We start from the raw sequence: 23,646 nt of genomic DNA on the forward strand, positions 1-23,646 counted from the left end.
TGCTCATGCTATTTACTCCTTGATTTGCTGGTAACAAACCGAGGCAGTATTTAGCATGGGCATTCTACGGGCAAAGCCCCACATGAACGATCACCACCTCCATAGGAGGTGGTTTAAGATTGATAATGAAAAGGGCCGCGATTGCGGCCCATTCGTTTTTATTACTCGCGCCAGAGGATATGGCACAGCTTGTGATCTTTTTCCCGGCACAACAACACACGGGCGAAGATATCGTTAATTTCACCGTCTTCGCTATCCGCCAGACCAATCACCACTTCAGCGAAAAAGTCTGGGTTCAGGTCGTAGTCAACATGTTCCTGCCAGTCTTCAGAAGGGTCAAATAACTCTGCGCCACCGCGTTCTTCAAACTGCAAATTGAACAGAATGATATCTGCCGGGTCGAGGTTATCGGCCGCCAGTTCGAGAAAAATATCGTATGCCTGTTCAAGCGTTTCATCTTCAGTCAGGCGATTGTTCAAATCCATATCCATAATGACTACCTGTTTACCGTCTCTTGGGCACGTTTTACAGCAACGGACTGAAGAAGTAAAACAGTCGCTCAGTGATTCGCTGCCAGAGTGGTCGTTTTACCCACAAGCGCACGTCGAGCAGACGTGAGCGGGAGATGTAATCGTCCTGAACCGCCGCCAGATCGCCACCGAAACCAACGTCATCAATCACCAGCGTAATTTCGAAATTAAGCCACAGGCTGCGCATATCGAGGTTCACGGTACCAACGAGGCTGAGTTCGCCATCAACCAGTACGCTCTTGGTATGTAGCAAACCGCCTTCAAACTGGTAAATTTTCACGCCTGCGGCCAGCAGTTCTGTGAAGAAGGCGCGGCTTGCCCAGCCGACCAGCAGGGAGTCATTTTTACGTGGCAGAATAATGCTGACATCCACACCGCGCTGCGCCGCCGTACAGATCGCGTGCAACAAATCGTCGCTCGGCACAAAATACGGCGTCGTCATAATCAGATATTCGCGCGCAGAGTAGGCGGCCGTCAGCAGCGCCTGATGAATCAGATCTTCCGGAAAGCCAGGGCCGGACGCGATGGTATGGATCGTGTGTCCGCTGGCTTCCTCAAACGGCATGATATTCGCATCCGGTGGCGGCGGCAGGATCCGTTTACCTGTTTCAATCTCCCAGTCGCAGGAATAGACAATCCCCATAGCGGTGGCGACAGGGCCTTCCATCCTTGCCATTAAATCAACCCACTGACCCACCCCCGCATCCTGTTTGAAAAAGCGCGGGTCAACCATGTTCATGCTACCGGTATAAGCGATGTAATTATCGATCATTACCATTTTTCGGTGCTGGCGCAGGTCCATACGGCGCAGGAACACACGGAACAGGTTGACCTTCAGCGCTTCGACCACTTCAATACCCGCATTGCGCATCATCGCCGCCCAGGGGCTGCGAAAGAAGGCGACGCTGCCTGCGGAGTCAAGCATGAGCCGACAGTGAATGCCGCGACGTGCAGCGGCCATCAGCGATTCTGCCACCTGATCGGCCATTCCTCCTGGTTGCCAGATGTAAAACACCATCTCGATGTTATGTCGCGCCAGTTGGATATCGCGGATCAGCGCCTGCATCACATCATCCGAATCTGTCAGGAGCTGGAGCTGATTGCCTTTCACACCGGCAATGCCCTGGCGGCGCTCGCACAGTTTGAACAACGAAGAGGCGACGCTGCTGTTCTCTTCGGCAAAGATATGTTTGCAGGCTTTGAGATCGTTCAGCCATTTCGCCGTAGAGGGCCACATGGCGCGCGCACGTTCAGCACGGCGTTTACCTAAATGGAGTTCACCAAAGGATAAGTAAGCAATGATGCCGACCAGCGGCAGAATATAAATAATCAACAGCCAGGCCATCGCGGAAGGAACCGCCCGCCGTTTCATTAATATACGTAATGTTACACCGGCAATGAGCACCCAGTAGCCCAGAATGACCAGCCAACTCACCACCGTGTAGAAGGTTGTCATAGATTAGAAATCCTTTTGAAAGCGTATTGTTATGAGTTTACGCATCAGGATTAATCTGGCAAATAAAAACACCGCAAAAGCGCTGGTTTGCCTGTCGGTGAGGGGTATAATGCCGACTCTTGCACTGTAAGAGTAGGTAACATGAAGCGGAGTAGAACGGAAGTGGGGCGCTGGCGTATGCTGCGTCAGGCGAGTCGCCGGAAAGCGCGTTGGCTTGAAGGGCAGTCGCGTCGCAATATGCGAATCCACTCAATCAGAAAATGTATCCTGAATCATCAGCGCAATTCGCTGCTGTTTGCGATCCATAGCCTCTGAATGAAAAGGGCACCGAAATGGTGCCCATGAACACGTCTTTCAGAATGTCTTCTTAAACGGTTTCACCGACACTTGCGCATAAACCCCGGCGGCGACATACGGATCCGCTTCTGCCCAGGATTTCGCCGCTTCCAGTGATTCAAATTCAGCAATAACCGTTGAACCGGTAAATCCCGCCACACCCGGATCGTTACTATCTACTGCAGGCATTGGACCTGCTGTCAGGAGCCGCCCTTCATCATGAAGTAACTGTAGCCGCGCCAGATGAGCCGGACGGACGGAAAGACGCTTTTCAAGTGAGTTCTCGTTATCTTGCGCGTAGATGACATAAAGCACGGGTAGGGCTCCTTAATCAATCGGTTAAAGTCAGTCGTTAAATACGTTATTTGAAAGGACTCTTAACTGCAACGCAAAGATAACAGCCTTGTTAAGCCCGTACAGATGACAGGGAAATTTTGCGATAAAAAGGGGGCTTATGGCGATGGGTTGTTGAATATGATTGCTATTTGCATTTAAAATCGAGGCCTGGTTTTTCAACTGAAACGATTATGACTTCAATGACCCTTGATCACCCTCGTCGCTTTCCCTGGCCGACGTTACTCTCTGTTGGCATTCATGGTGCTCTGGTGGCGGGACTTTTGTATACCTCGGTACATCAGGTTATTGAACTGCCTGCCCCTGCGCAGCCTATTTCTGTCACGATGGTCTCTCCAGCCGATCTGGAGCCCCCCCAGGCGGTTCAGCCTCCGCCTGAGCCGGTGGTCGAACCTGAACCGGAACCCATTCCTGAGCCACCAAAAGAAGCGCCGGTCGTGATAGAAAAACCGAAACCTAAGCCCAAGCCGAAACCAAAGCCAGTGAAAAAAGTTCAGGAACAGCCGAAGCGCGACGTTAAACCAGCAGAGCCGCGTCAGGCGTCGCCATTTGAGAATACGGCACCTGCGCGCCCGGCAGCCAGTTCGGCACCGGCGACCAGTAAACCGGCGGTGAGCGTGCCGGCAGGTCCGCGCGCGCTGACGCGTAATCAGCCTCAGTATCCGGCGCGTGCTCAGGCATTACGGATTGAAGGGCGGGTAAAAGTGAAGTTTGATGTCACCTCAGACGGTCGCGTTGATAATGTGCAGATCGTGTCAGCTCAACCCGCCAATATGTTTGAGCGCGAAGTGAAGAACGCGATGCGCAGATGGCGCTATGAAGCCGGTAAACCGGGTTCAGGACTGGTGGTGAACATTGTCTTCCGTCTGAACGGCACAACGCAAATCGAGTGATCGTGGCGCGCTAAAAGAAAAACCTCCGCAACGGAGGTTTTTTTGTGTTTATTGCGCCGGAAGCGGGCGAGGTTTGCCGTCAGGATCGACTGCAACATAAATAAACAGTGCTTCCGTCGCCTTGTAACGCTGACCAATAGGCTCCGACGCCACTTTTTTGACCCAGACTTCAATATTGATACTGATGGACGTGGTTCCGCGTTTTACGCAGCGGGCATAACAGCACACCACGTCGCCGACCGCGACCGGGCGTAAAAAACTCATTCCTTCCACGCGCACGGTCACCACGCGACCATGAGCAATCTCTTTGGCCTGAATAGCGCCGCCAATATCCATCTGTGACATAAGCCAGCCGCCAAAAATATCGCCGTTAGCATTGGTATCGGCAGGCATGGCCAGTGTGCGTAAAACCAGTTCACCCTGGGGAACGTTCGTTGTTGTTGTCATTGTAAAACCGACTATAGGAAAAAATGTCAGGCGCGATGCTACTATGATTTTTGCACGGAGAACAGAGGAGAACGCCCGCAGGGCGGGCGTTGAAAAAGGAAATGAATCAGTGTTACACCATTTTCAGGCGCCGTTATGACTTATCTTCTTGCGGGAGGTGGCGATAAATATAGACACCACTGAGCAGGGTGAAGATGAGCGTCAGCGCCGTCAGGCCGAACACTTTAAAGTTCACCCAGATATTCTGAGGCAGCCAGAATGCGATGTAGATATTGGCAAGCCCACACAAAATAAAGAACACAGCCCACGCGAGGTTGAGCTTCGACCACACCTGCTGGGGCAGCGTCAGCTCTTTACCGAGCATGCGTTGAATCAGCGGCTTTTTCATCACCCACTGACTGAACAGCAATGCAGCGGCGAACAGGCCATAAATCACCGTGACCTTCCATTTAATAAACTCATCGTTATGGAAGAAGATCGTCAGACCACCAAACACGACGACCAGAACAAAGGTGATCAGCGCCATTTTCTCAACTTTGCGATAGCGAACCCAACTGTAGATGAGCACGATAGCCGTTGCGACAATGAGCGCTGAGGTAGCCGCATAGATGTCATACACTTTGTAAAACACAAAGAAGACAACCAACGGTAAAAAATCAAGAAACTGCTTCATTCTTCGATTCCGTAATTAAGAGCGTCAGGGCTGTTAACAGGCGACGCATACAGGGTTATTGGCGAATCAACATATACAGACGGAACAGGTAAATGAGCAATACGGCAGAGATCAGATTGCTCAACGTATTTGCGATAATCGCGCCGATGTTTGGGTCGAATGCGGCAAAGCTGGAGGCAAACAGCAACAGCAGCGTTTTTGCCAGGAGCCATCCGATGACCGCCGGGGCGACCAGTCGCATATTAGACCACGTCAGACGCATACTGTTGCGCATGGCGGTAAATACGCCCATTTTATCCTGAACCAGCATGACCGGCGCGAGGGCCAGCAGGATAGCCATCAGAATGCCGGGAACCACGACCAGCATAATCCCGATTTGTACCAGCAGCGTGGTCAGAAAAATCAGGAAAAACAGTTTCGGTAACACCGGTGCGCTTGCCCCAATCGCGCGTAGCGCGCTGACACGGTGGCCTGCTGAAATCAGTTGAATCATTAACAGCACGCCACCTGCTAATACGGCGTTGCCAATCAGGCCTGAGAATGTTGATGCAGCAGAAGCCCGCAGCAGAATTTGCTGCTGCTCTGGCGTCATGTTCTGCACCAGTTCGAACAGGCCCGCACTCCCCGTGAGATGATCCCCTTCACTCAACTGTGCAATCTGCGCATCGCTGGGTGAGAAGGCATGCCCGATAACCAACGTGATAAATGCGCATAGTAGCGATATCAACAGGATGGTTAAAAATTGATTACGGAAAAAATTCCCGGTGTCACGGTATACGGACTTCGCCGTGATAGACATGCACTCTCCTTGAGTTTTGCAGGTGTTGATAAACGAGCAATTGTACCCTGGATATCTGCGCAGTGGCAGCATCATGGGGTGTATGGAAAAGCATATCTTTGTAAAGTCTGAGTAATCTGAACAACAAATCCACAGCACCGCTCAGTTCATGGTCAGCAAATTTAAGAAAATACTTTCATTACGGGAATAATGCAAAATTGATCTAAACGAGAATAACCAGGATTCTGGATGCTACTTCTAACTTAATCTGGATCAATAAATGTTAAATTACGCCGTCAAATGTGATCTATGTTGGATCACTTATTACTCCAATGTAGGTATATTCGTGCCGCACTTATAACCATAACGATGGAGCGGATATGAAAAAATTAACAGTGGCGGCATTGGCAGTAAGCACACTTCTCTCTGGCAGCGTTTATGCGCATGAAGCTGGTGAGTTCTTTATTCGTGCAGGTTCGGCTACAGTAAGGCCTACTGAAGGGGCTGACGGTACTTTAGGCCATCTGGGCGGCTTTAATGTCAGCAACAACACCCAGTTGGGCCTGACTTTCACCTATATGGCGACCGATAACATTGGTGTGGAACTGCTGGCGGCAACGCCATTCCGCCATAAAGTGGGTACTCAAGCGACCGGTGATATCGCGACCGTTCATCATCTGCCGCCAACCCTGATGGCGCAGTGGTATTTTGGTGATTCCAGCAGCAAACTTCGTCCGTATGTTGGTGCTGGTGTGAACTACACAACCTTCTTCGACACGAAATTTAACGATAACGGTCAAGATGCCGGGTTGTCCGATCTCAGTCTGAAAGACTCATGGGGTCTGGCAGGTCAAGTGGGACTTGACTACCTCATCAACCGTGACTGGCTGATCAACATGTCAGTGTGGTACATGGATATCGATACCGAAGCAAAATACAAATCCAACGGCGCAGTGTTGCCGGAAGGTCGTTACAACGACAACATCCGTCTCGATCCGTGGGTATTTATGTTCTCGGCGGGCTACCGTTTCTGATAACGGTTCAGCGGAAAAAAGCGGGCAGCAGGTGGCCCGCTTTTTTTATGTGCGCAATTCGGCAAATGGCGTCCGGGCGACCTGCGGCGCGAAGAATGTTGCCTTTCCTGATGTGCCCCTGTGCTTGTTGTGAGGTCATCCTGAACTAAAGGGAGGGGATGATTAACGGTTCTGACCTGTACTGTGCCAGCGAAATCGAATAACGTAGTGTTAACAGAGTGTTGATGTTCAGGGTGCCTCAGTGAAAATTGTGCAGGACAGATTAAGAAACAGACAGGCACTTATTATTTCAGCGCTGATTACACTGCTTTTTACCTCACTGTTCTTGTTTATCATTTACGAACAGAGGATGGCTGCGGTGAATGAGGGCATGAGTCGCCTGCAAGCGCGAATGCTGGATATCTTTAATGATAATGAGCTGATTGCGGACGCCACCGGGGTGCGTTTTCGACAGATTAAAACCGCGGGTCAGTGTGGTCCGGCATCACTGTTTACTCCACGCGGTGAAGATGCTGTCGGCATTAATGCTGACAGCAAGCGCATTCATTCGGCGTCAGGGGCGATGGTGGCTCGCCAGCCGACACTTGATGCCTTGTGTATGTTTGCGGCCGCGGAGTTTATTCGCGGCAGGGTAAATGCGCTAAATCCGGGCAATTTTGATGCCCATCGTTACATCATTGCCCATGATGCGAGCTATTTTTACTGGTTTACCCCTGCAGATGCGAAGCCCTTTGATTATCGAACCTCTGAGATGGCGCGGGATATTTCGGGCTTTTTTTTACCGCCTGTCGATTTTTACACCCGCCTGCTGGAGAAGAATGTCAAAACCAAAGCGCTAAGTTCGACCGATTTCTATGACGATAAAATCACTGGTGATAAAGCGTTCAGCGTCGTTAGCTATATTTACGACCTGTCTGACAATGTGATCGCCAACCATATCGTCGGCTATCTGGTTTACGACCACGCGAAACCGGAACTCCAGGAGGCGTTAAGAAATGCGTTTGATCTCCAGGTGCCTCAGGGACTGAACGTGGCGCTGGTGAATACCCTGAATCAGCAGTCGATGTGTCTGACGGGGGATTGTGAGAGTCGTCCGGAAATTGCCTTCAAAGTGCTTTCTGAAAAGTACGTGATGCACTACAACATTTCGCTCAGTCGTTTTGCGATGCACGATACGCAGGCGGGGCTATTGATTCTGTTAGCGCCGTTCTTCTTTATCATTATCACCATGGGGCTAAAGACCTGGCTTAATGAGAGCGATTTGAAAATTTATATCGACTCTCTGACGGGCTGCTTTAACCGCAAGATCCTCGATATCATCAAGCGTCGGGATCTGTCGAGTTGTGCGGTTGTGCTGGTCGATTGCAATAAATTCAAAGCGATCAACGATACCTGGGGGCACGTGGCTGGTGACAGGGCCTTACAAATTATCGCCAACCGGATGCTGTCAAATACCCGTACCAGCCACGATCTGGTGATTCGAACCGGTGGCGACGAATTTGTGATTGTGCTCTATCGCGCGAAAACCCCTGATGCAATCGCTATTGCTGAACGTATTGCCAGTCAAATCGATGACTATCAGTTTATGGTGCAGGACAGCCTGGTGCCGCTGTCTATTTCCTGGGGCGTTGCCGAGGTGAGCGGCGTGATTGATGACGCCATTCAGGTGGCCGATGCCGCGATGTACAAAATGAAACAGGCCTGAGGAGAAGACCGCCAGAACGCGCCTGGCGGTCAGGGGAGGTTAGCGACGGGTGGCGGCTTTCATTCCGCTCACAAACGCCTTCAGTTCAGCCAGCATCTGCTCAGGTTTGTCGACATTCTTTTCAATGATTTTGACGATGGCGGAACCGGAAATTGCTCCCGCTGCACCGGCATCAATGGCGGCGGAAACCTGATCCGGCGCCGAAATGCCAAAGCCCTGCAACGACGGCGCCGCGTTGTACTCTTTCAGTTTCTCCACCAGGTGATGCAGCGGCAGCGCGGCGCGGTTTTCCGCGCCCGTAACGCCCGCCCGTGACAGCAGGTAGGTGTAACCCCGGCCGTAAGAGGCAATCTGGCGCAGTAGCTCGTCATCGGCATTCGGCGGACAGATAAAGATCGGCGCAACGTTGTGACGTAGCGCAGCCTGGCGAAAAGGTGCTGACTCTTCAACCGGCACGTCAGCGACCAGCACGGAATCGACACCGACCTTTTCACACTGCGCATAAAACGCGTCAATGCCCTTACTGAACACCAGGTTGGCGTACATCAACAGACCGACAGGAATGGTCGGATGCTTCTGGCGAATGGTCGCCAGCATCTCAAAACACTGGGTTGGTGTGACACCGGCAGCGAATGCACGCAACGTAGCGCTCTGAATGGTCGGGCCATCCGCGAGCGGGTCCGAGAACGGGATCCCCAGTTCCAGGGCATCAGCACCCGCCTCAATCAGCGTGTCGATGATTTTTAACGACTGCTCAACGCCAGGGTCACCGAGCGTGACGAAGGGGACAAAAGCACCTTCCTTGCGGTCATTCAGTTGTGCAAACAGGCTTTCATAGCGTTCCATCAGATTTCCCCTCGCGCTTTCAGAATATCGTGTACCGTGAAGATGTCTTTGTCGCCGCGCCCGGAGAGGTTAACCACCAGCAGTTGCTCTTTCTCCGGGTTCTCACGCATCATTTTCAGCGCGTGGGCCAGGGCGTGTGACGACTCCAGCGCCGGGATAATGCCTTCATGCAAACAGAGCGTCTTAAAGGCTTCCAGGGCTTCATCGTCGGTGATTGAAACATAGTCGGCGCGGCCGATACTGTTCAGATAGGCGTGCTGCGGGCCCACTGACGGGAAATCCAGACCCGCAGAGACAGAGTAAGACTCCTCAATCTGCCCCTCATCGGTCTGCATCATTGGGGCTTTCATGCCGAAATAGATCCCGACGCGACCATGTTTTAATGGTGCGCCATGCTCACCGGATTCAATGCCGTGACCGCCCGGCTCCACACCAATCAATCCGACGCTGTTTTCGTTAATGAAATCAGCAAACATCCCGATGGCGTTGGAACCGCCGCCCACACAGGCGATCACCGCATCCGGCAAGCGACCTTCTTTTTCCAGAATCTGCGCTTTGGTTTCTTCGCCAATCATGCGCTGGAATTCACGCACGATGGTCGGGAACGGGTGGGGGCCAGCCGCCGTGCCGAGCATATAGTGTGCGGTTTCATAGCTGCCAGACCAGTCACGCAGCGCCTCGTTACACGCATCTTTCAGCGTCGCCGAACCGCTGTGAACAGGAATCACCTCGGCCCCCATCAGACGCATACGGAAGACGTTTGGCGACTGGCGTTCGACATCTTTCGCACCCATATAGATGCGGCATTTCAGGCCGAGAAGGGCGCTGGCGAGTGCGGAAGCCACACCATGCTGGCCTGCGCCGGTTTCCGCAATGATTTCGGTTTTGCCCATGCGTTTTGCTAACAGCGCCTGACCTAATACCTGGTTTGTTTTATGCGCGCCGCCGTGCAGTAAATCCTCACGCTTGAGGTACAGCGTGGTACGGGTTCCGGCCGTAATATTCTGACACTTCGTCAGCGCCGTCGGGCGACCCGCATAGTTCTTCAGCAGATCGGTAAACTGAGCCTGAAACTCCGGGTCTTTTTGCGCACTGACAAACGCTTCTTCAAGCTGGCGCAGTGCGGGCATTAAAATCTGTGGCACATACATGCCGCCGAATTCACCAAAATAGGGATTGAGTAATGTTGTCATGTCCTTTTCCTTAATAGGCGCGCAGTGTCTGAAATACCGAGGCCAGAAGGCGTGCATCTTTGATGCCCGGCTGTGACTCTACACCAGAGTTAAAATCGAGACCGGCACAGCCGGTTTTTGCCGCTTCCACGCAGTTGTCTGCGCCTAATCCACCTGCCAGCAGAACGTTATCCAGCGTCTGTCCCTGCAATAACGACCAGTCAAAACGCTGTCCGCTGCCGCCCTGGCCGTTATCAAACACGTATTTATCAACGTGCTGATAATCGCGGGCCGGGAGCGTATCGCCAACGCTCAGCGCTTTCCAGATCTGAATCTGCTCAGGTAGCGCGGCGCGCAAAGCATCGACGTACGCCTGGTCTTCGTGACCGTGTAACTGCACGGCTTTCAGTGAAAGCTGCGTCGCGATTTCGCAAACCTCGGCGATATTGGTATTACGAAATACGCCAACGTACTGCAACGGTGCGGCGGACTGCACCTCGCGGGCCTGCTCAATGCTGACACAGCGTGGAGAGCCGGGAACAAAAATCAGGCCACCGTAAATGGCGCCGGATTCGCTGGCGGCTTTGGCGTCTTCCGGGCGCGTCAGGCCACAGACTTTATTTTCCCCAAGCAGCACACGGCGCACCGCGGCGTTGAGGTCGTCATGCGCCATCAGGGCGGAGCCAATCAGAAAACCATTGGCAAAATGGCTGAGTTCACGCACCTGCGCGTAAGTGTTAATTCCTGACTCGCTAATCACCGTCACCCCCTGGCCGAGTTTTGGCGCCAACTGGCGGGTTCGGTTCAAATCAATCGACAGGTCGCGCAGGTCGCGGTTATTAATCCCGACGACTTTCGCACCGAGCGCAATGGCGCGCTCCAGCTCTTCTTCATTACTGACTTCCGTCAGCACACCCATCTTCAGACTGTGCGCAACCGCAGAAAGCTGGCGATACTGTTCGTCGTCGAGAACGGACAGCATCAGCAGGCAGGCATCTGCCTGATAATGGCGCGCAAGATAGATCTGATAAGGGTCAATAATGAAATCCTTACACAGAATTGGCTGCGGCGCGATGCGACTGACAACCGGCAGGAAATCGAAACTGCCCTGAAAATATTTTTCGTCCGTCAGGACGGAAATCGCCGACGCGTACTGTTTATAGACGCCGGCAATACGCGCCGGGTCGAAATCATCACGGATCACCCCTTTGGAGGGCGACGCTTTCTTACACTCCAGAATAAAGGCCGTACGCGCGCCCTGTAAGGCGTCATAAAAGTGACGCGAGCTCGGCTGGATGTCGTTCTGAAAACTGGCCAACGGCTGTTGTTGTTTCCGGGTTTCTACCCAAATCGCCTTGTCTGCGACGATTTTCGCTAAAACGGTTTGCATCATTTACCCTCTTGCCGCCAGTGCGGTGACTCGGTCATAAGCGGAACCACTGCGCAACACCTCAAGAACGGTTTGCGCATTAGCCTTGAGATCTTCTTCACCATGCAGTCGCATCAACATCGCGACGTTCGCGGCAACGGCAGCCTCGTGGGCGGCGTCACCTTTACCTTGTAATAAGCGTGTCAGAATGTCACGGTTTTCTTCCGGCGTGCCGCCAGCCAGTTGCTCCTGATGGTAAGGCGTCAGCCCGAAATCTTCTGCTGTCAGTTGATAGCTTTTGATTTCGCCATCATGCAGTTCCGCCACGATGGTGGGGGCATGCAACGACACTTCATCCATACCGCCACTGTGTACCACCGCTGCCCGCTGGTAACCCAGCACGCGCAGCGTTTCGGCAATCGGCAGCACCAGTTCCGGGCTGTAGACGCCAATCAGCGCCAGCGGTGGGTGCGCCGGGTTAATCAATGGCCCCAGCACGTTAAACAGCGTGCGTGTCTTCAGTTGCTGGCGGACCGGCATCGCATGGCGGAACCCGGTGTGATACTTCGGTGCAAACAGGAAGCAGACGCCCAGATCGTCCAGCGCCTGGCGAGACTTATCGGCATTCATATCCAGGTTAATGCCGAAGGCAGCCAGCAGATCTGACGAGCCGGATTTACTGGAAACGCTGCGGTTACCGTGTTTGGCGACTTTCAGACCACATGCCGCGGCGACAAACGCGCTGGCGGTGGAAATATTGATGCTGTTGCTGCCGTCGCCGCCGGTGCCGACGATATCGGCAAACAGATAATCAGGGCGGGGGAACGGGGCGGCATTTTCCAGCAGCGCCGTTGCCGCACCGGCAATTTCATTCGGGTGTTCACCGCGGATCTTCATGCTGACCAGCGCGGCAGCAAGCTGTTCAGGCTTCAGCTCGCCGCGCACTACGGCAGTGAAGAGCTGATGGCTTTCCTGCTGCGTCATGGTTTGCGCCTGATACAACTTTTCCAGAATCGGTTGCAGAGTGTTTGCCGGCTCCAGCTTTTGCTGCGCCCAGGCCAGCGTTTGTTCCAGCAAACGCGCGCCATGGGTGGTGAGAATCGATTCCGGGTGGAACTGCAAACCACACACACGGTCCGTGTCGTGACGCACCGCCATCACCATACCGTTAAAGTGGGCGTTAATGGTCAGCCCGGCAGGAACATTGCTGCCTACCAGCGAGTGATAGCGCGCGACCGGCAGAGGATTTGGCAGACCGGCAAACATCGCCTGGCCATCATGTTCAATGCTGGACGCTTTACCGTGAAGGATTTCACCCGCCTGGCCGACGTAACCACCATAAGCCTCAACAATGGCCTGATGACCCAGGCAGATGCCGATGATCGGCAGTTTACCGCGCAGACGCGTCAGCAGTTCTGGCATACAGCCCGCTTCACTTGGGGCACCGGGACCGGGGGAAAGCATCAGCACCGGGTTTTTCATGGTCGCCAGACGCTCAATCAGCGTCTGGGCCGGAATATGGTTACGGTAAATCACCACGTTGTGACCGTGCGTACGCAGCTGATCTGCCAGGTTATACGTAAATGAGTCGATGTTATCGAGCAGCAGAATATCAGCCATCAGAACGTCTCCTGTGCGTGGTGCGCGGTGGCAATGGCACGCAACACCGCGCGCGCTTTATTACGGGTTTCATCGGCTTCTGACTGGGGTACAGAATCCAGCACAATTCCGGCGCCTGCCTGAACGGTGGCAATACCGTCTTCAACCAGCGCGGAACGAATGACAATACAGGTATCGAGGTCACCATGGGCGGTGAAATAACCGACCGCGCCTCCATAGCTGCCCCGGCGACGGCCTTCCGCTTCGGCAATCAGTTGCATCGCACGTACTTTTGGCGCGCCGCTCAGGGTGCCCATGTTCATGCAGGCGCGGTAGGCGTGCAGCACGTCAAGGTCGCTACGCAGTTCACCGACCACGCGGGAGACCAGATGCATCACATATGAATAGCGGTCGACTTTGGTCAGGTCAGCTACATAGCGACTGCCTGGCGTACAGATGCGGGCAAGATCGTTACGCGCCAGGTCTACCAGCATCAGGTGTTCGGAAAGCTCTTTATGATCGGTACGCATCTCCAGCTCAATGCGGCTGTCGAGATCGCGATCCAGCGAACCGTCAGCGCGGCGACCGCGTGGGCGCGTTCCGGCAATCGGGTAGATTTCAATCTGGCGGCTGGTGGCATCGTATTTCAGTGAGCTTTCCGGCGAAGCGCCGAACAGGGTGAAATCGTTGTCCTGCATAAAGAACATGTACGGGCTGGGATTGCTTTTCTTCAGCACATAATAGGCGGCCAGCGGCGACGGGCAGGGTAGTGAGAATCGACGTGAAGGCACGACCTGGAAGATTTCTCCGGCACGAATCGCTTTCTGCATCGTGCGGACAACTGCGCCAAACTCTTCATCACTCTGGTTGCATTCGCAACGCATCTGCGGCACGGACACTACCGGCAGCGGCGGCGCAGGTTCGGTTAATTGCTGGCTGAGCTGTGCCAGACGTGCGGTGAGACGTTGTTTCTCGGCGTCATTGTCGCTAAACAGGCTGGCCTGAATGCGGGTGCTTTTCTTCTGGTGGTCGATAACCATCAGGGTTTCCGCCAGATAGAAGCAGTAGTCCGGGCAGCGGTTACCTGCTTCAAGCTGGGGTAAATCCTCGAAACCGGCAACCAGATCGTAGGCAAATAGACCGCCGAAGAACATTGCTTCGCGCTCCTGGGCCGGGACGTTGACCAGTTCCTGCAACAGGCGGAAAGCATCAAATACTGACAATGAGCACAGACGCGCATCTTCATCTAATAACGGGCTGACGGCCGGGAAGCGCAGTACTCGGCCAGAGGGCTGATGTTCATTCTCCACGCCAGTGGGCAGGGCGGCATCCAGCAGTGTCAGCAACGCTGCGCCATTGTCGGTTAACGCCTGAATCGTGACAGTGTCACCGAGAGCGGTGATCCGCAGTGCGCTGTCAACCAGCAGCAGGCTTTTGAGATCGTCTTTACTGTCGATATCGGCGGATTCCAGCAGCAGCGTTGCCGGACGGTCACCGCAAACCTGATGGAATAACTCCGTCGGGTTTTTGCGATAAGCGGCATCGCAGGTAAGGAGTTCGAGTGTTGGTTTTGATGTCTGCATGGTTATTCTCATTAATTTTGTTCAAAAAAAAGCCCGCTGGATAGGCGGGCTGGGGTATCTGGATGCGGTTAACGCGCGCAATACACTGCCCGAAATCAGGAAGTGCGCCACCAACCGTGCAGAGAGAATGTTGCTTTCATGTCGATACCCATTTTGCTTGTGAACTTGCGTACTAGTTAACTAGTTCGAGAGATTATTGTCAACACCTGATTTCAGTAAATTTGCCGAAACCGTTATGATGCGCGGGAAAGACAAATTCTAAGAGACGGGAGTTCGCCTTGAGCGACACGAATTACGCAGTGATATACGATCTGCACAGTCACACAACGGCGTCCGATGGGCGATTGACGCCTGAAGCGTTGGTCCAGCGGGCAGTAGAGATGCGTGTAGGCACTCTGGCGATTACCGACCATGACACCACAGCCGCGATTGCGGCGGCAAGAGAAGAAATTTCACGTTCAGGATTGCCGCTGAACTTGATTCCCGGCGTGGAGATCTCTACGGTGTGGGAGAACCACGAGATCCATATCGTGGGGCTGAATATCGATATTGAACATCCCGAAATGTGTGCATTTTTGACGCAACAAACAGAGCGCCGCCAGCAGCGGGCCCGGCTTATCGCTGAACGCCTGGAGAAAGCACATATTGCTGGCGCCTGGGAAGGGGCGCTGCGACTGGCCGATGGCGGTGCGGTAACCCGGGGCCACTTCGCCCGCTATCTGGTGGAATGCGGCAAAGCGAACTGTATGGCGGATGTATTCAAAAAGTATCTTGCGCGCGGGAAAACAGGATACGTTCCGCCGCAGTGGTGTACAATAGAACAAGCTATTGATGTCATTCATCATTCTGGCGGTAAGGCTGTACTGGCTCATCCTGGGCGGTACGATCTTAGTGCTAAGTGGCTGAAAAGACTGGTGGCTTATTTTGCGCAGCATCGCGGTGATGCGATGGAAGTCGCACAGTGCCAGCAGTCTCCCAATGAGCGCACGCAACTGGCTACGCTTGCCCGGCAGCATCAGCTTTGGGCATCGCAAGGATCTGATTTTCATCAGCCTTGTCCGTGGATTGAGTTGGGCCGCAAGCTCTGGCTGCCCGCAGGCGTTGAAGGCGTCTGGCAGACATGGGAACAGCCGCAAACACCACAGTGAGGGAAGTATGAGCCAGTTTTTTTATATTCATCCTGACAACCCGCAACAGCGTCTGATCAACCAGGCGGTTGAGATTGTGCGTAAGGGCGGGGTGATTGTGTATCCAACCGACTCCGGCTATGCGCTCGGTTGTAAAATTGAAGACAAAGGCGCGATGGAGCGTATTTGCCGTATTCGCCAGTTGCCGGACGGACATAACTTCACCCTGATGTGTCGTGATTTGTCAGAATTATCGACCTACTCGTTTGTCGATAACGTGGCCTTTCGCCTGATCAAAAACAACACGCCGGGCAACTACACCTTCATTCTGAAGGGAACCAAAGAGGTGCCACGTCGTTTATTACAGGAAAAACGTAAAACCATCGGTCTTCGCGTGCCGTCAAACCCGATTGCGCTTGAACTGCTGCAGGCGCTTGGCGAACCGATGCTGTCCACGTCGCTGATGCTGCCGGGCAGTGAGTTTACCGAATCCGATCCGGAAGAGATTAAAGATCGTCTGGAAAAGCAGGTGGATCTGATTATCCACGGCGGCTATCTGGGCCAGCAGCCGACAACGGTCATTGATTTAACCGATGATTCGCCGGTTGTCCTGCGCGAGGGCGTTGGCGACGTTAAACCTTTCTTATAAGGGCGTAACTCTGTATACTGTGCGGCCTTAAAATGGCGCTGTACCAGCGCCATTGATTCTCCTGTTCGACGCCTGTGAAGGCGACACTGAAGGAAGCTCTATGAGCGAAAAGTTACAGAAAGTGCTGGCGCGTGCTGGCCACGGTTCTCGCCGTGAAATTGAATCCATTATTGCAGCAGGTCGCGTCAGCGTAGACGGTAAAATTGCCACGCTTGGCGATCGCGTTGAAGTCACCCCTGGTCTGAAAATTCGTATCGACGGTCACCTGATTTCAGTGAAAGAGTCAGCGGAACAAATTTGCCGCGTTCTGGCTTATTACAAGCCGGAAGGTGAATTGTGTACGCGTAACGACCCGGAAGGTCGCCCGACTGTGTTCGATCGCCTACCGAAACTGCGCGGCGCGCGCTGGATTGCCGTAGGGCGTCTGGACGTGAATACTTGTGGTCTGTTGCTGTTTACAACCGATGGTGAACTGGCTAACCGCCTGATGCACCCGAGCCGTGAAGTTGAACGTGAATACGCGGTACGCGTGTTTGGTCAGGTGGATGATGCGAAGCTGCGCGACCTGAGCCGTGGCGTACAACTGGAAGATGGCCCGGCGGCGTTTAAAACCATCAAGTTCAGCGGCGGTGAAGGGATTAACCAGTGGTACAACGTGACGCTGACGGAAGGGCGCAACCGTGAAGTGCGTCGTTTGTGGGAAGCCGTTGGCGTGCAGGTGAGCCGATTGATCCGTGTGCGTTATGGTGATATTCCACTGCCAAAAGGTCTGCCGCGTGGTGGCTGGACGGAACTGGATCTTGCTCAGACCAACTACCTGCGTGAGCTGGTGGAGCTGGAGCCGGAAACCACCTCCAAAGTGGCGGTGGAAAAAGACCGCCGTCGCATGAAGGCGAACCAGATCCGTCGAGCGGTTAAGCGTCACAGCCAGATGAGCGGCGGTCGTCGTACTGGCGGGCGTAATAACGGTTAACTCTGCATACTGAAATATAAAAGGCCCCTCGGGGCCTTTTTTAATAGTCGATACCCATCTGGGCTTTAACGCCTGCTTCAAAGGCATGTTTAACCGGGCGTAGCTCACTGACCGTATCGGCCAGCTCGAGAATGTCCCGATGGCAGCCGCGACCGGTAATGATCACCGTCTGGTGAGACGGTCGGCTGTTCAGCGCGGTTATCACCTCTTCAAGCGGCAGATAGTCATACGCCACCATATAGGTCAGCTCGTCCAGCACCACCATATCCAACTGCGGATCGGTAAGCATGCGTTTGCCGTGCTCCCAGACTGCCAGACAGGCTGCGGTGTCGGCTTCGCGGTTTTGCGTCTCCCAGGTAAAGCCGGTAGCCATCACCTGAAACTCAACCCCATGCGGTTCAAGCAGATTGCGTTCGCCGTTGGGCCATGTGCCTTTGATAAACTGCACCACGCCGACCTTTTTACCGTGACCCACTGCCCGCGTTGCGGTGCCAAAGGCGGCAGTGGTTTTCCCTTTACCGTTGCCGGTGAAGACAATCACGATACCGCGCTCGTCCTGAGCCTGGGCGACACGGGCGTCAACCCGGTCCTTCACGCGCTGTTGGCGCTGCTGATAACGTTCTTCGCTCATTGGGCGATTCCTGGTTTGCGGCCCGGTTGGGCATCGAAGGTCATGCCGGTTTTACGGCGGCTGTCATCGCCCATCAGCCACAGATACAGCGGCATAATATCGGCGGGGGTTTTGAGTTTTTGCGGATCTTCCGTTGGAAATGCGTTGGCGCGCATGCCGGTACGTGTACCGCCTGGGTTGATACAGTTCACGCGCAGCGGGCGATTCTGATATTCATCCGCCAGCACCTGCATCATGCCTTCGGTGGCAAATTTAGACGCAGCATAGGCGCCCCAGTTTGCGCGTCCCTCCCGGCCTACGCTTGATGAGGTAAAGACTAACGACCCGCAATCTGACTTAAGTAATAAAGGAAGTAACGCCTGGGTGAGCATAAACGTCGCGTTGACGTTGACCTGCATCACCTGCTGCCAGACCTGCGGGTTCTGTTCGCTCATCGGGCAGATCTCCCCCAGCAATCCTGCATTATGCAAGACGCCGTCCAGACGCGGATATTGTCCGTCGAGGCGTTGAGCGAGTTGCTGGCATGTTTCGGCAGTGCAGGTTAACAAATCGAGTGTAAACCACTGAGGCTGGCGGCCAGTCTCTTTTGAAATCAGCCCGGCAACATGGCGTAATTTTTCTTCGTTACGCCCCAGTAAAATAACAGTGGCGCCGTAGCGCGCGTAGGTCAGGGCGGCTTCACGACCGATGCCATCACTGGCGCCGGTCACAAGAATGATGCGATCCTGCAAAAGATCCTGCTTCGGTTGATAATGCACGGTCACTCCTCGGCGACATGACGGGTCGCTCTGCTTCTCGTTGGGGTGTCGGGTTTATGCCTGAAACCCCGCCATATTTCAATCAGCCAAGGGCGATAACGGCCTAAAATGAACACTTTGTCATACTTTCCTGCCCCCGCACATCCAGCGAGACGGCGCATGGTGCCTGATGTACACTGAGCCGAGATTCAGTTGTTTAACCAAGGTGGGACGCGTGGAATTATTGTCTGAATATGGGTTGTTTCTGGCGAAAATCGTGACCGTTGTGCTGGCTATCGCGGTGATTGCCATCATTATCGTGAATGTTGCTCAGCGTAAGCGCCAGCGCGGTGAGCTGCGGGTCACCAACCTCAGCGAACACTATAAAGAGATGAAAGAGGAACTGGCGGTGGCAATGCTGGATGCCCATCAACAGAAACTCTGGCACAAGGCGCAAAAGAAAAAGCATAAGCTGGAGGCGAAAGCGGCAAAAGCGAAAGCGAAGCAAGGGGAAAGCGGTGGCGAAGAAAAGCCGCGCGTCTGGGTGCTGGATTTTAAAGGCAGCATGGACGCCCATGAAGTCAGCGCGTTACGCGAAGAAGTGACGGCTGTACTGGCGGTAGTAAAGCCACAGGATCAGGTGGTGGTGCGTCTGGAAAGCCCGGGAGGGGTTGTTCACGGCTACGGCCTTGCCGCCTCTCAGCTCCAGCGCTTACGTGATAAGCACATCCCGCTTACCGTTACGGTGGATAAAGTTGCCGCCAGCGGAGGCTATATGATGGCCTGCGTGGCGGATAAAATTGTCTCGGCGCCCTTTGCGATTATTGGCTCCATTGGCGTGGTCGCGCAGATCCCGAACTTTAACCGTTTCCTGAAAGGAAAGGATATTGATATCGAACTGCACACTGCCGGGCAGTATAAGCGTACGCTGACGCTGCTGGGCGAGAATACCGAAGAAGGGCGGCAGAAATTTCGTGAAGATTTGAACGAAACGCATCATCTGTTTAAAGATTTCGTTCATCGCATGCGTCCGACGCTGGATATCGAGCAGGTCGCTACCGGTGAACACTGGTACGGGCAGCAGGCGCTGGAGAAAGGACTCATTGATGAAGTTAATACCAGTGACGAGGTGATTCTGTCTCTGATGGAAGGGCACGACGTTATGAACGTACGCTACTTACAGCGTAAAAAACTGATGGATCGCTTTACGGGCAGCGCGGCAGAAAGCGCCGATCGTCTGTTACTGCGCTGGTGGCAGCGGGGACAAAAACCGCTCCTGTAACAGCAGAAACGTCAACAAAAAACGCGAGGTCCAGGGCCTCGCGTTTTGCTTTAATCAACCAGGTGATACTTTTCAGAAAGTACATGTGCCAGATGTTTAAACATATTGAACACGGCTGTGCTCTTTGGCGTCGGTAAACCTTGCTCGTCTAAAAAGTAATCCCCACTGAAGATCAACACGCCATTTCGCTGAGTCACACCCGTGGCGACAATTCCCGCCAGCGTATCTTCATGCTCACGAATGATTTTGTTGGCTTCAATCAACAGCGTTTCGCGATCGATAGGTTGTGTCTCTTTGTGCATTTTTTACTCCTTAAACAAGGACATTAGTCTACGCTGTGCGGCGGTTTTGGGCAAATATTCCCTGAGAGTGCGCGGGGCGATGTCAACCTTTGGTTACTGGCGGGATTTGGTTTTGCATGCTAATAAAGTTGCGTAACGAATTTTATCAGGTACAGTGTGACGCTTTCGTCAATCTGGCAACAGATTTGCTTGACATTCGACCGAATTTCCGTCGTGCTATAGCGCTTCTGTGTGAAAAAACCTGTTAACTCAGTCACCTGACTATTTATTGCACAGAGTCAGTACAAGGGGTTGATATCCGCAGACGCAGGGACCATATCCGTGTCTCGTCGCCAGTGGAAGGTGAATCAACGTGCGACGCATTCCTGGAAGAATCAAATTAGGTAAAGGTGAATATGGGTAAAGCTCTTGTCATCGTTGAGTCCCCGGCAAAAGCCAAAACGATCAACAAGTATCTGGGTAGCGACTACGTGGTTAAGTCCAGCGTAGGGCATATCCGTGATTTGCCGACCAGTGGCTCAGCAGTTAAAAAGAGCGCCGACTCTACCTCCACCAAAACGGCTAAAAAGCCCAAAAAGGATGAACGTGGCGCGCTCGTCAACCGTATGGGGGTTGACCCGTGGCATAACTGGGATGCGCACTATGAAGTGCTGCCCGGTAAAGAGAAGGTCGTCTCTGAACTGAAACAACTGGCTGAAAAAGCCGACCACATCTATCTCGCAACCGACCTTGACCGCGAAGGGGAAGCCATTGCATGGCACCTGCGGGAAGTGATTGGTGGCGATGACACGCGTTACAGCCGCGTGGTGTTTAACGAAATTACCAAAAATGCGATTCGTCAGGCATTTGAAAAACCAGGCGAACTGAATATCGACAGGGTTAATGCTCAACAGGCGCGTCGCTTTATGGACCGCGTGGTGGGTTACATGGTTTCTCCGCTGCTCTGGAAAAAAATTGCCCGTGGTCTGTCAGCTGGTCGTGTGCAGTCTGTGGCGGTGCGTCTGGTCGTTGAACGTGAACGCGAAATTAAAGCGTTTGTACCGGAAGAGTTCTGGGAAGTTGACGCCAATACCACCACGCCTTCCGGTGATGCGCTGCCTTTGCAGGTTACTCACCAGAACGACAAACCGTTCCGCCCGGTCAATCGCGAGCAAACCCAGGCCGCGGTGAGTCTGCTGGAGAAAGCGCGTTACAGCGTGCTGGAGCGTGAAGACAAACCGACCAGTAGCAAGCCGGGCGCGCCGTTTATCACGTCCACTCTGCAACAGGCGGCAAGTACGCGTCTGGGCTTTGGCGTGAAGAAAACCATGATGATGGCGCAGCGTCTGTATGAAGCGGGCTACATCACCTATATGCGTACCGACTCCACCAACCTGAGTCAGGATGCGGTGAACATGGTGCGTGGCTACATTGGCGACAATTTCGGCAAGAAATACTTGCCAGAAAGTCCGAATCAGTACGCCAGCAAAGAGAACTCTCAGGAAGCGCATGAAGCGATCCGTCCCTCCGATGTGTCGGTACTGGCTGAATCGCTGAAGGATATGGAAGCGGACGCGCAGAAGTTGTATCAGCTGATCTGGCGCCAGTTCGTTGCCTGTCAGATGACGCCTGCACAGTACGATTCCACCACGCTGACCGTAGGCGCGGGCGATTTCCGTCTGAAAGCGCGTGGTCGTATTCTGCGTTTCGACGGCTGGACGAAAGTCATGCCGGCGCTGCGTAAAGGCGATGAAGACCGCACGCTGCCTGCTGTGAATAAAGGCGATGTGCTGTCTCTGGTTGAACTGACACCGGCGCAGCACTTCACCAAACCACCGGCCCGCTTCAGTGAAGCGTCGCTGGTGAAAGAGCTGGAAAAACGCGGCATTGGTCGTCCCTCGACCTATGCGTCGATCATTTCGACCATTCAGGACAGGGGTTATGTGCGTGTGGAAAACCGTCGTTTCTACGCGGAAAAGATGGGCGAGATTGTTACCGACCGTCTGGAAGAGAATTTCCGCGAGCTGATGAACTACGATTTCACCGCGCAAATGGAAAACAGCCTCGATCAGGTTGCAAATCACGAAGCCGAATGGAAAGGCGTTCTCGATAACTTCTTCAGCGATTTTACCCAACAACTGGATAAAGCGGAGAAAGATCCGGAAGAGGGCGGGATGCGGCCAAACCAGATGGTATTGACCAGCATCGACTGCCCAACGTGTGGCCGTAAAATGGGGATTCGCACCGCCAGTACGGGGGTATTCCTCGGCTGCTCAGGTTATGCGCTGTCGCCCAAAGAGCGCTGCAAGACCACCATTAACCTGGTGCCGGAAAACGAAGTTCTGAACGTACTGGAAGGTGATGACGCGGAAACCAACGCACTGCGTGCGAAACGTCGTTGCCAGAAGTGCGGTACGGCGATGGACAGCTACCTGATCGATCCGAAGCGTAAGCTGCATGTCTGTGGTAACAATCCGACCTGTGACGGCTACGAGATTGAAGAGGGTGAATTCCGCATCAAAGGATATGACGGTCCGATCGTTGAATGCGAGAAGTGTGGTTCTGAGATGCACCTGAAAATGGGGCGTTTCGGGAAATACATGGCATGCACCAACGACGAATGTAAAAACACCCGTAAAATTCTGCGTAACGGCGACGTCGCGCCGCCGAAAGAAGATCCGGTTCCACTTCCCGAGTTGCCGTGTGAAAAATCGGATGCGTATTTCGTGTTGCGTGATGGCGCTGCCGGAGTTTTCCTCGCCGCTAACACCTTCCCGAAATCCCGTGAAACGCGGGCGCCGCTGGTGGAAGAGTTGTATCGTTTCCGCGATCGTCTCCCGGAAAAACTGCGTTATCTGGCCGATGCGCCGCAGCAGGATCCGGAGGGTAATAAAACGCTGGTGCGTTTTAGCCGTAAGACGAAACAGCAGTATGTTGCGGCGGAAAAAGACGGAAAAGCGACCGGCTGGTCTGCTTTCTTTGTCGATGGCAAATGGGTCGAAGGCAAGAAGTAACCGCCTCAGATACTCCGCTGTGAAAAGGGTCGCGAAAGCGACCCTTTTTGTTATCAATCTTAAACCACCTCCTATGGAGGTGGTGATCGTTCATGTGGGGCTTTGCCCGTAGAATGCCCATGCTAAATACTGCCTCGGTTTGTTACCAGCAAATCAAGGAGTAAATAGCATGAGCAG

General features: G+C 53.6%; 23 protein-coding genes, 1 pseudogene and 1 other annotated feature. Of the genes and pseudogenes, 9 read left to right on the top strand and 15 right to left on the bottom strand.

Annotation, left to right across the window (positions count from 1 at the left end; all coding sequences use genetic code 11):
* Positions 1 to 161: 161 nt before the first annotated feature.
* Both WB371_RS22890 and cls read right to left on the bottom strand, forming a co-directional pair.
* Positions 162 to 491, bottom strand: coding sequence for an HI1450 family dsDNA-mimic protein (locus WB371_RS22890; protein WP_042283511.1), 330 nt, complete (start codon positions 489 to 491; stop codon positions 162 to 164).
* A gap of 34 nt (positions 492 to 525) precedes the next feature.
* Complete coding sequence (gene cls, locus WB371_RS22895) at positions 526 to 1,986, bottom strand: cardiolipin synthase (protein WP_336222259.1); 1,461 nt, start codon at positions 1,984 to 1,986, stop codon at positions 526 to 528.
* Positions 1,987 to 2,127: 141 nt separating this feature from the next.
* On the opposite strand from cls, the gene WB371_RS22900 reads away from it, so the two are divergent.
* A complete protein-coding gene (locus WB371_RS22900; protein ID WP_336222260.1) occupies positions 2,128 to 2,301 on the top strand; it encodes a YciY family protein in 174 nt (57 codons plus the stop codon).
* A 39-nt stretch (positions 2,302 to 2,340) separates the two neighbouring features.
* On the opposite strand, the gene WB371_RS22905 is transcribed toward WB371_RS22900, so the two are convergent.
* Entirely contained in the window at positions 2,341 to 2,637 is a 297-nt protein-coding gene (locus WB371_RS22905) for a YciI family protein (RefSeq protein WP_336222261.1), read from the bottom strand.
* A gap of 221 nt (positions 2,638 to 2,858) precedes the next feature.
* On the opposite strand from WB371_RS22905, the gene tonB reads away from it, so the two are divergent.
* Positions 2,859 to 3,569 (top strand): TonB system transport protein TonB, encoded by a 711-nt coding sequence (gene tonB / locus WB371_RS22910; protein WP_336222278.1) that lies wholly within the window; start codon positions 2,859 to 2,861, stop codon positions 3,567 to 3,569.
* A gap of 48 nt (positions 3,570 to 3,617) precedes the next feature.
* Here tonB and yciA read toward each other — a convergent pair whose 3' ends face one another.
* The 3 genes from yciA to WB371_RS22925 form a co-directional block, all read right to left on the bottom strand.
* Positions 3,618 to 4,016 carry an acyl-CoA thioester hydrolase YciA gene (gene yciA, locus WB371_RS22915; RefSeq protein WP_336222262.1) on the bottom strand — a complete coding sequence of 133 codons (399 nt, stop codon included), beginning with the start codon at positions 4,014 to 4,016 and terminating at the stop codon, positions 3,618 to 3,620.
* A 133-nt stretch (positions 4,017 to 4,149) separates the two neighbouring features.
* On the bottom strand, positions 4,150 to 4,689 hold the full coding sequence (locus tag WB371_RS22920) for a septation protein A (RefSeq protein WP_336222263.1): 540 nt from the start codon (positions 4,687 to 4,689) through the stop codon (positions 4,150 to 4,152).
* A 55-nt stretch (positions 4,690 to 4,744) separates the two neighbouring features.
* Positions 4,745 to 5,488, bottom strand: a complete 744-nt coding sequence (locus WB371_RS22925; RefSeq protein WP_336222264.1) for a YciC family protein — start codon at positions 5,486 to 5,488, stop codon at positions 4,745 to 4,747.
* Between the two features lie 359 nt (positions 5,489 to 5,847).
* Between WB371_RS22925 and ompW the strand changes: the two genes are divergently transcribed.
* Complete coding sequence (gene ompW / locus WB371_RS22930; protein ID WP_336222265.1) at positions 5,848 to 6,501, top strand: outer membrane protein OmpW; 654 nt, start codon at positions 5,848 to 5,850, stop codon at positions 6,499 to 6,501.
* A gap of 241 nt (positions 6,502 to 6,742) precedes the next feature.
* On the top strand, positions 6,743 to 8,206 hold the full coding sequence (locus WB371_RS22935) for a GGDEF domain-containing protein (RefSeq protein ID WP_336222266.1): 1,464 nt from the start codon (positions 6,743 to 6,745) through the stop codon (positions 8,204 to 8,206).
* A gap of 39 nt (positions 8,207 to 8,245) precedes the next feature.
* Here WB371_RS22935 and trpA read toward each other — a convergent pair whose 3' ends face one another.
* The 6 genes from trpA to trpL all read right to left on the bottom strand — a co-directional run bounded on the left by trpA (position 8,246) and on the right by trpL (position 14,915).
* The gene (trpA, locus tag WB371_RS22940; protein WP_336222267.1) at positions 8,246 to 9,052 is read right to left on the bottom strand and encodes a tryptophan synthase subunit alpha; all 807 of its coding nucleotides are present in this window, start codon (positions 9,050 to 9,052) and stop codon (positions 8,246 to 8,248) included.
* Positions 9,052 to 10,245, bottom strand: a complete 1,194-nt coding sequence (gene trpB / locus WB371_RS22945; protein WP_336222268.1) for a tryptophan synthase subunit beta — start codon at positions 10,243 to 10,245, stop codon at positions 9,052 to 9,054. Before trpB ends, trpA begins: the two co-directional genes overlap by 1 nt.
* 10 nt (positions 10,246 to 10,255) lie before the next feature.
* Positions 10,256 to 11,614, bottom strand: coding sequence for a bifunctional indole-3-glycerol-phosphate synthase TrpC/phosphoribosylanthranilate isomerase TrpF (gene trpCF, locus WB371_RS22950; RefSeq protein ID WP_336222279.1), 1,359 nt, complete (start codon positions 11,612 to 11,614; stop codon positions 10,256 to 10,258).
* Between the two features lie 3 nt (positions 11,615 to 11,617).
* Positions 11,618 to 13,213 (bottom strand): bifunctional anthranilate synthase glutamate amidotransferase component TrpG/anthranilate phosphoribosyltransferase TrpD, encoded by a 1,596-nt coding sequence (gene trpD, locus WB371_RS22955; protein WP_336222269.1) that lies wholly within the window; start codon positions 13,211 to 13,213, stop codon positions 11,618 to 11,620.
* Positions 13,213 to 14,775 (bottom strand): anthranilate synthase component I, encoded by a 1,563-nt coding sequence (trpE, locus tag WB371_RS22960; protein WP_336222270.1) that lies wholly within the window; start codon positions 14,773 to 14,775, stop codon positions 13,213 to 13,215. The genes trpD and trpE overlap by 1 nt, the downstream gene beginning before the upstream one ends.
* A gap of 23 nt (positions 14,776 to 14,798) precedes the next feature.
* Positions 14,799 to 14,894, bottom strand: a sequence feature (Trp leader region).
* Positions 14,871 to 14,915, bottom strand: coding sequence for a trp operon leader peptide (trpL, locus tag WB371_RS22965; protein WP_336222280.1), 45 nt, complete (start codon positions 14,913 to 14,915; stop codon positions 14,871 to 14,873). It overlaps the preceding feature by 24 nt.
* A gap of 138 nt (positions 14,916 to 15,053) precedes the next feature.
* Between trpL and rnm the strand changes: the two are divergent.
* The 3 genes and pseudogenes from rnm to rluB all read left to right on the top strand — a co-directional run bounded on the left by rnm (position 15,054) and on the right by rluB (position 17,524).
* Positions 15,054 to 15,934: pseudogene (gene rnm / locus WB371_RS22970) on the top strand (RNase RNM).
* Positions 15,931 to 16,551 carry an L-threonylcarbamoyladenylate synthase gene (locus WB371_RS22975; protein ID WP_061077676.1) on the top strand — a complete coding sequence of 207 codons (621 nt, stop codon included), beginning with the start codon at positions 15,931 to 15,933 and terminating at the stop codon, positions 16,549 to 16,551. Before rnm ends, WB371_RS22975 begins: the two are co-directional and overlap by 4 nt.
* Positions 16,552 to 16,651: 100 nt before the next feature.
* Positions 16,652 to 17,524: a 23S rRNA pseudouridine(2605) synthase RluB gene (gene rluB, locus WB371_RS22980; RefSeq protein WP_336222272.1), complete on the top strand. Its 873-nt coding sequence runs from the start codon at positions 16,652 to 16,654 to the stop codon at positions 17,522 to 17,524.
* A gap of 40 nt (positions 17,525 to 17,564) precedes the next feature.
* Here the strand turns inward: rluB and cobO are convergent, their stop codons facing one another.
* Together cobO and WB371_RS22990 are read right to left on the bottom strand one after the other, a co-directional pair.
* Positions 17,565 to 18,155, bottom strand: a complete 591-nt coding sequence (cobO, locus tag WB371_RS22985) for a cob(I)yrinic acid a,c-diamide adenosyltransferase (RefSeq protein ID WP_336222273.1) — start codon at positions 18,153 to 18,155, stop codon at positions 17,565 to 17,567.
* The gene (locus WB371_RS22990) at positions 18,152 to 18,913 is read right to left on the bottom strand and encodes a YciK family oxidoreductase (RefSeq protein ID WP_336222274.1); all 762 of its coding nucleotides are present in this window, start codon (positions 18,911 to 18,913) and stop codon (positions 18,152 to 18,154) included. Before WB371_RS22990 ends, cobO begins: the two co-directional genes overlap by 4 nt.
* A 214-nt stretch (positions 18,914 to 19,127) precedes the next feature.
* On the opposite strand from WB371_RS22990, the gene sohB reads away from it, so the two are divergent.
* On the top strand, positions 19,128 to 20,174 hold the full coding sequence (gene sohB / locus WB371_RS22995; RefSeq protein ID WP_336222275.1) for a protease SohB: 1,047 nt from the start codon (positions 19,128 to 19,130) through the stop codon (positions 20,172 to 20,174).
* Positions 20,175 to 20,224: 50 nt separating this feature from the next.
* Here the strand turns inward: sohB and WB371_RS23000 are convergent, their stop codons facing one another.
* A complete protein-coding gene (locus tag WB371_RS23000) occupies positions 20,225 to 20,476 on the bottom strand; it encodes a YciN family protein (RefSeq protein WP_336222276.1) in 252 nt (83 codons plus the stop codon).
* A gap of 395 nt (positions 20,477 to 20,871) precedes the next feature.
* On the opposite strand from WB371_RS23000, the gene topA reads away from it, so the two are divergent.
* Positions 20,872 to 23,469 carry a type I DNA topoisomerase gene (topA, locus tag WB371_RS23005; protein WP_336222277.1) on the top strand — a complete coding sequence of 866 codons (2,598 nt, stop codon included), beginning with the start codon at positions 20,872 to 20,874 and terminating at the stop codon, positions 23,467 to 23,469.
* Positions 23,470 to 23,646: the final 177 nt, after the last annotated feature.

The sequence above is a fragment of the Citrobacter amalonaticus genome (assembly GCF_037053465.1).
Lineage (GTDB): Bacteria > Pseudomonadota > Gammaproteobacteria > Enterobacterales > Enterobacteriaceae > Citrobacter_A > Citrobacter_A amalonaticus_H.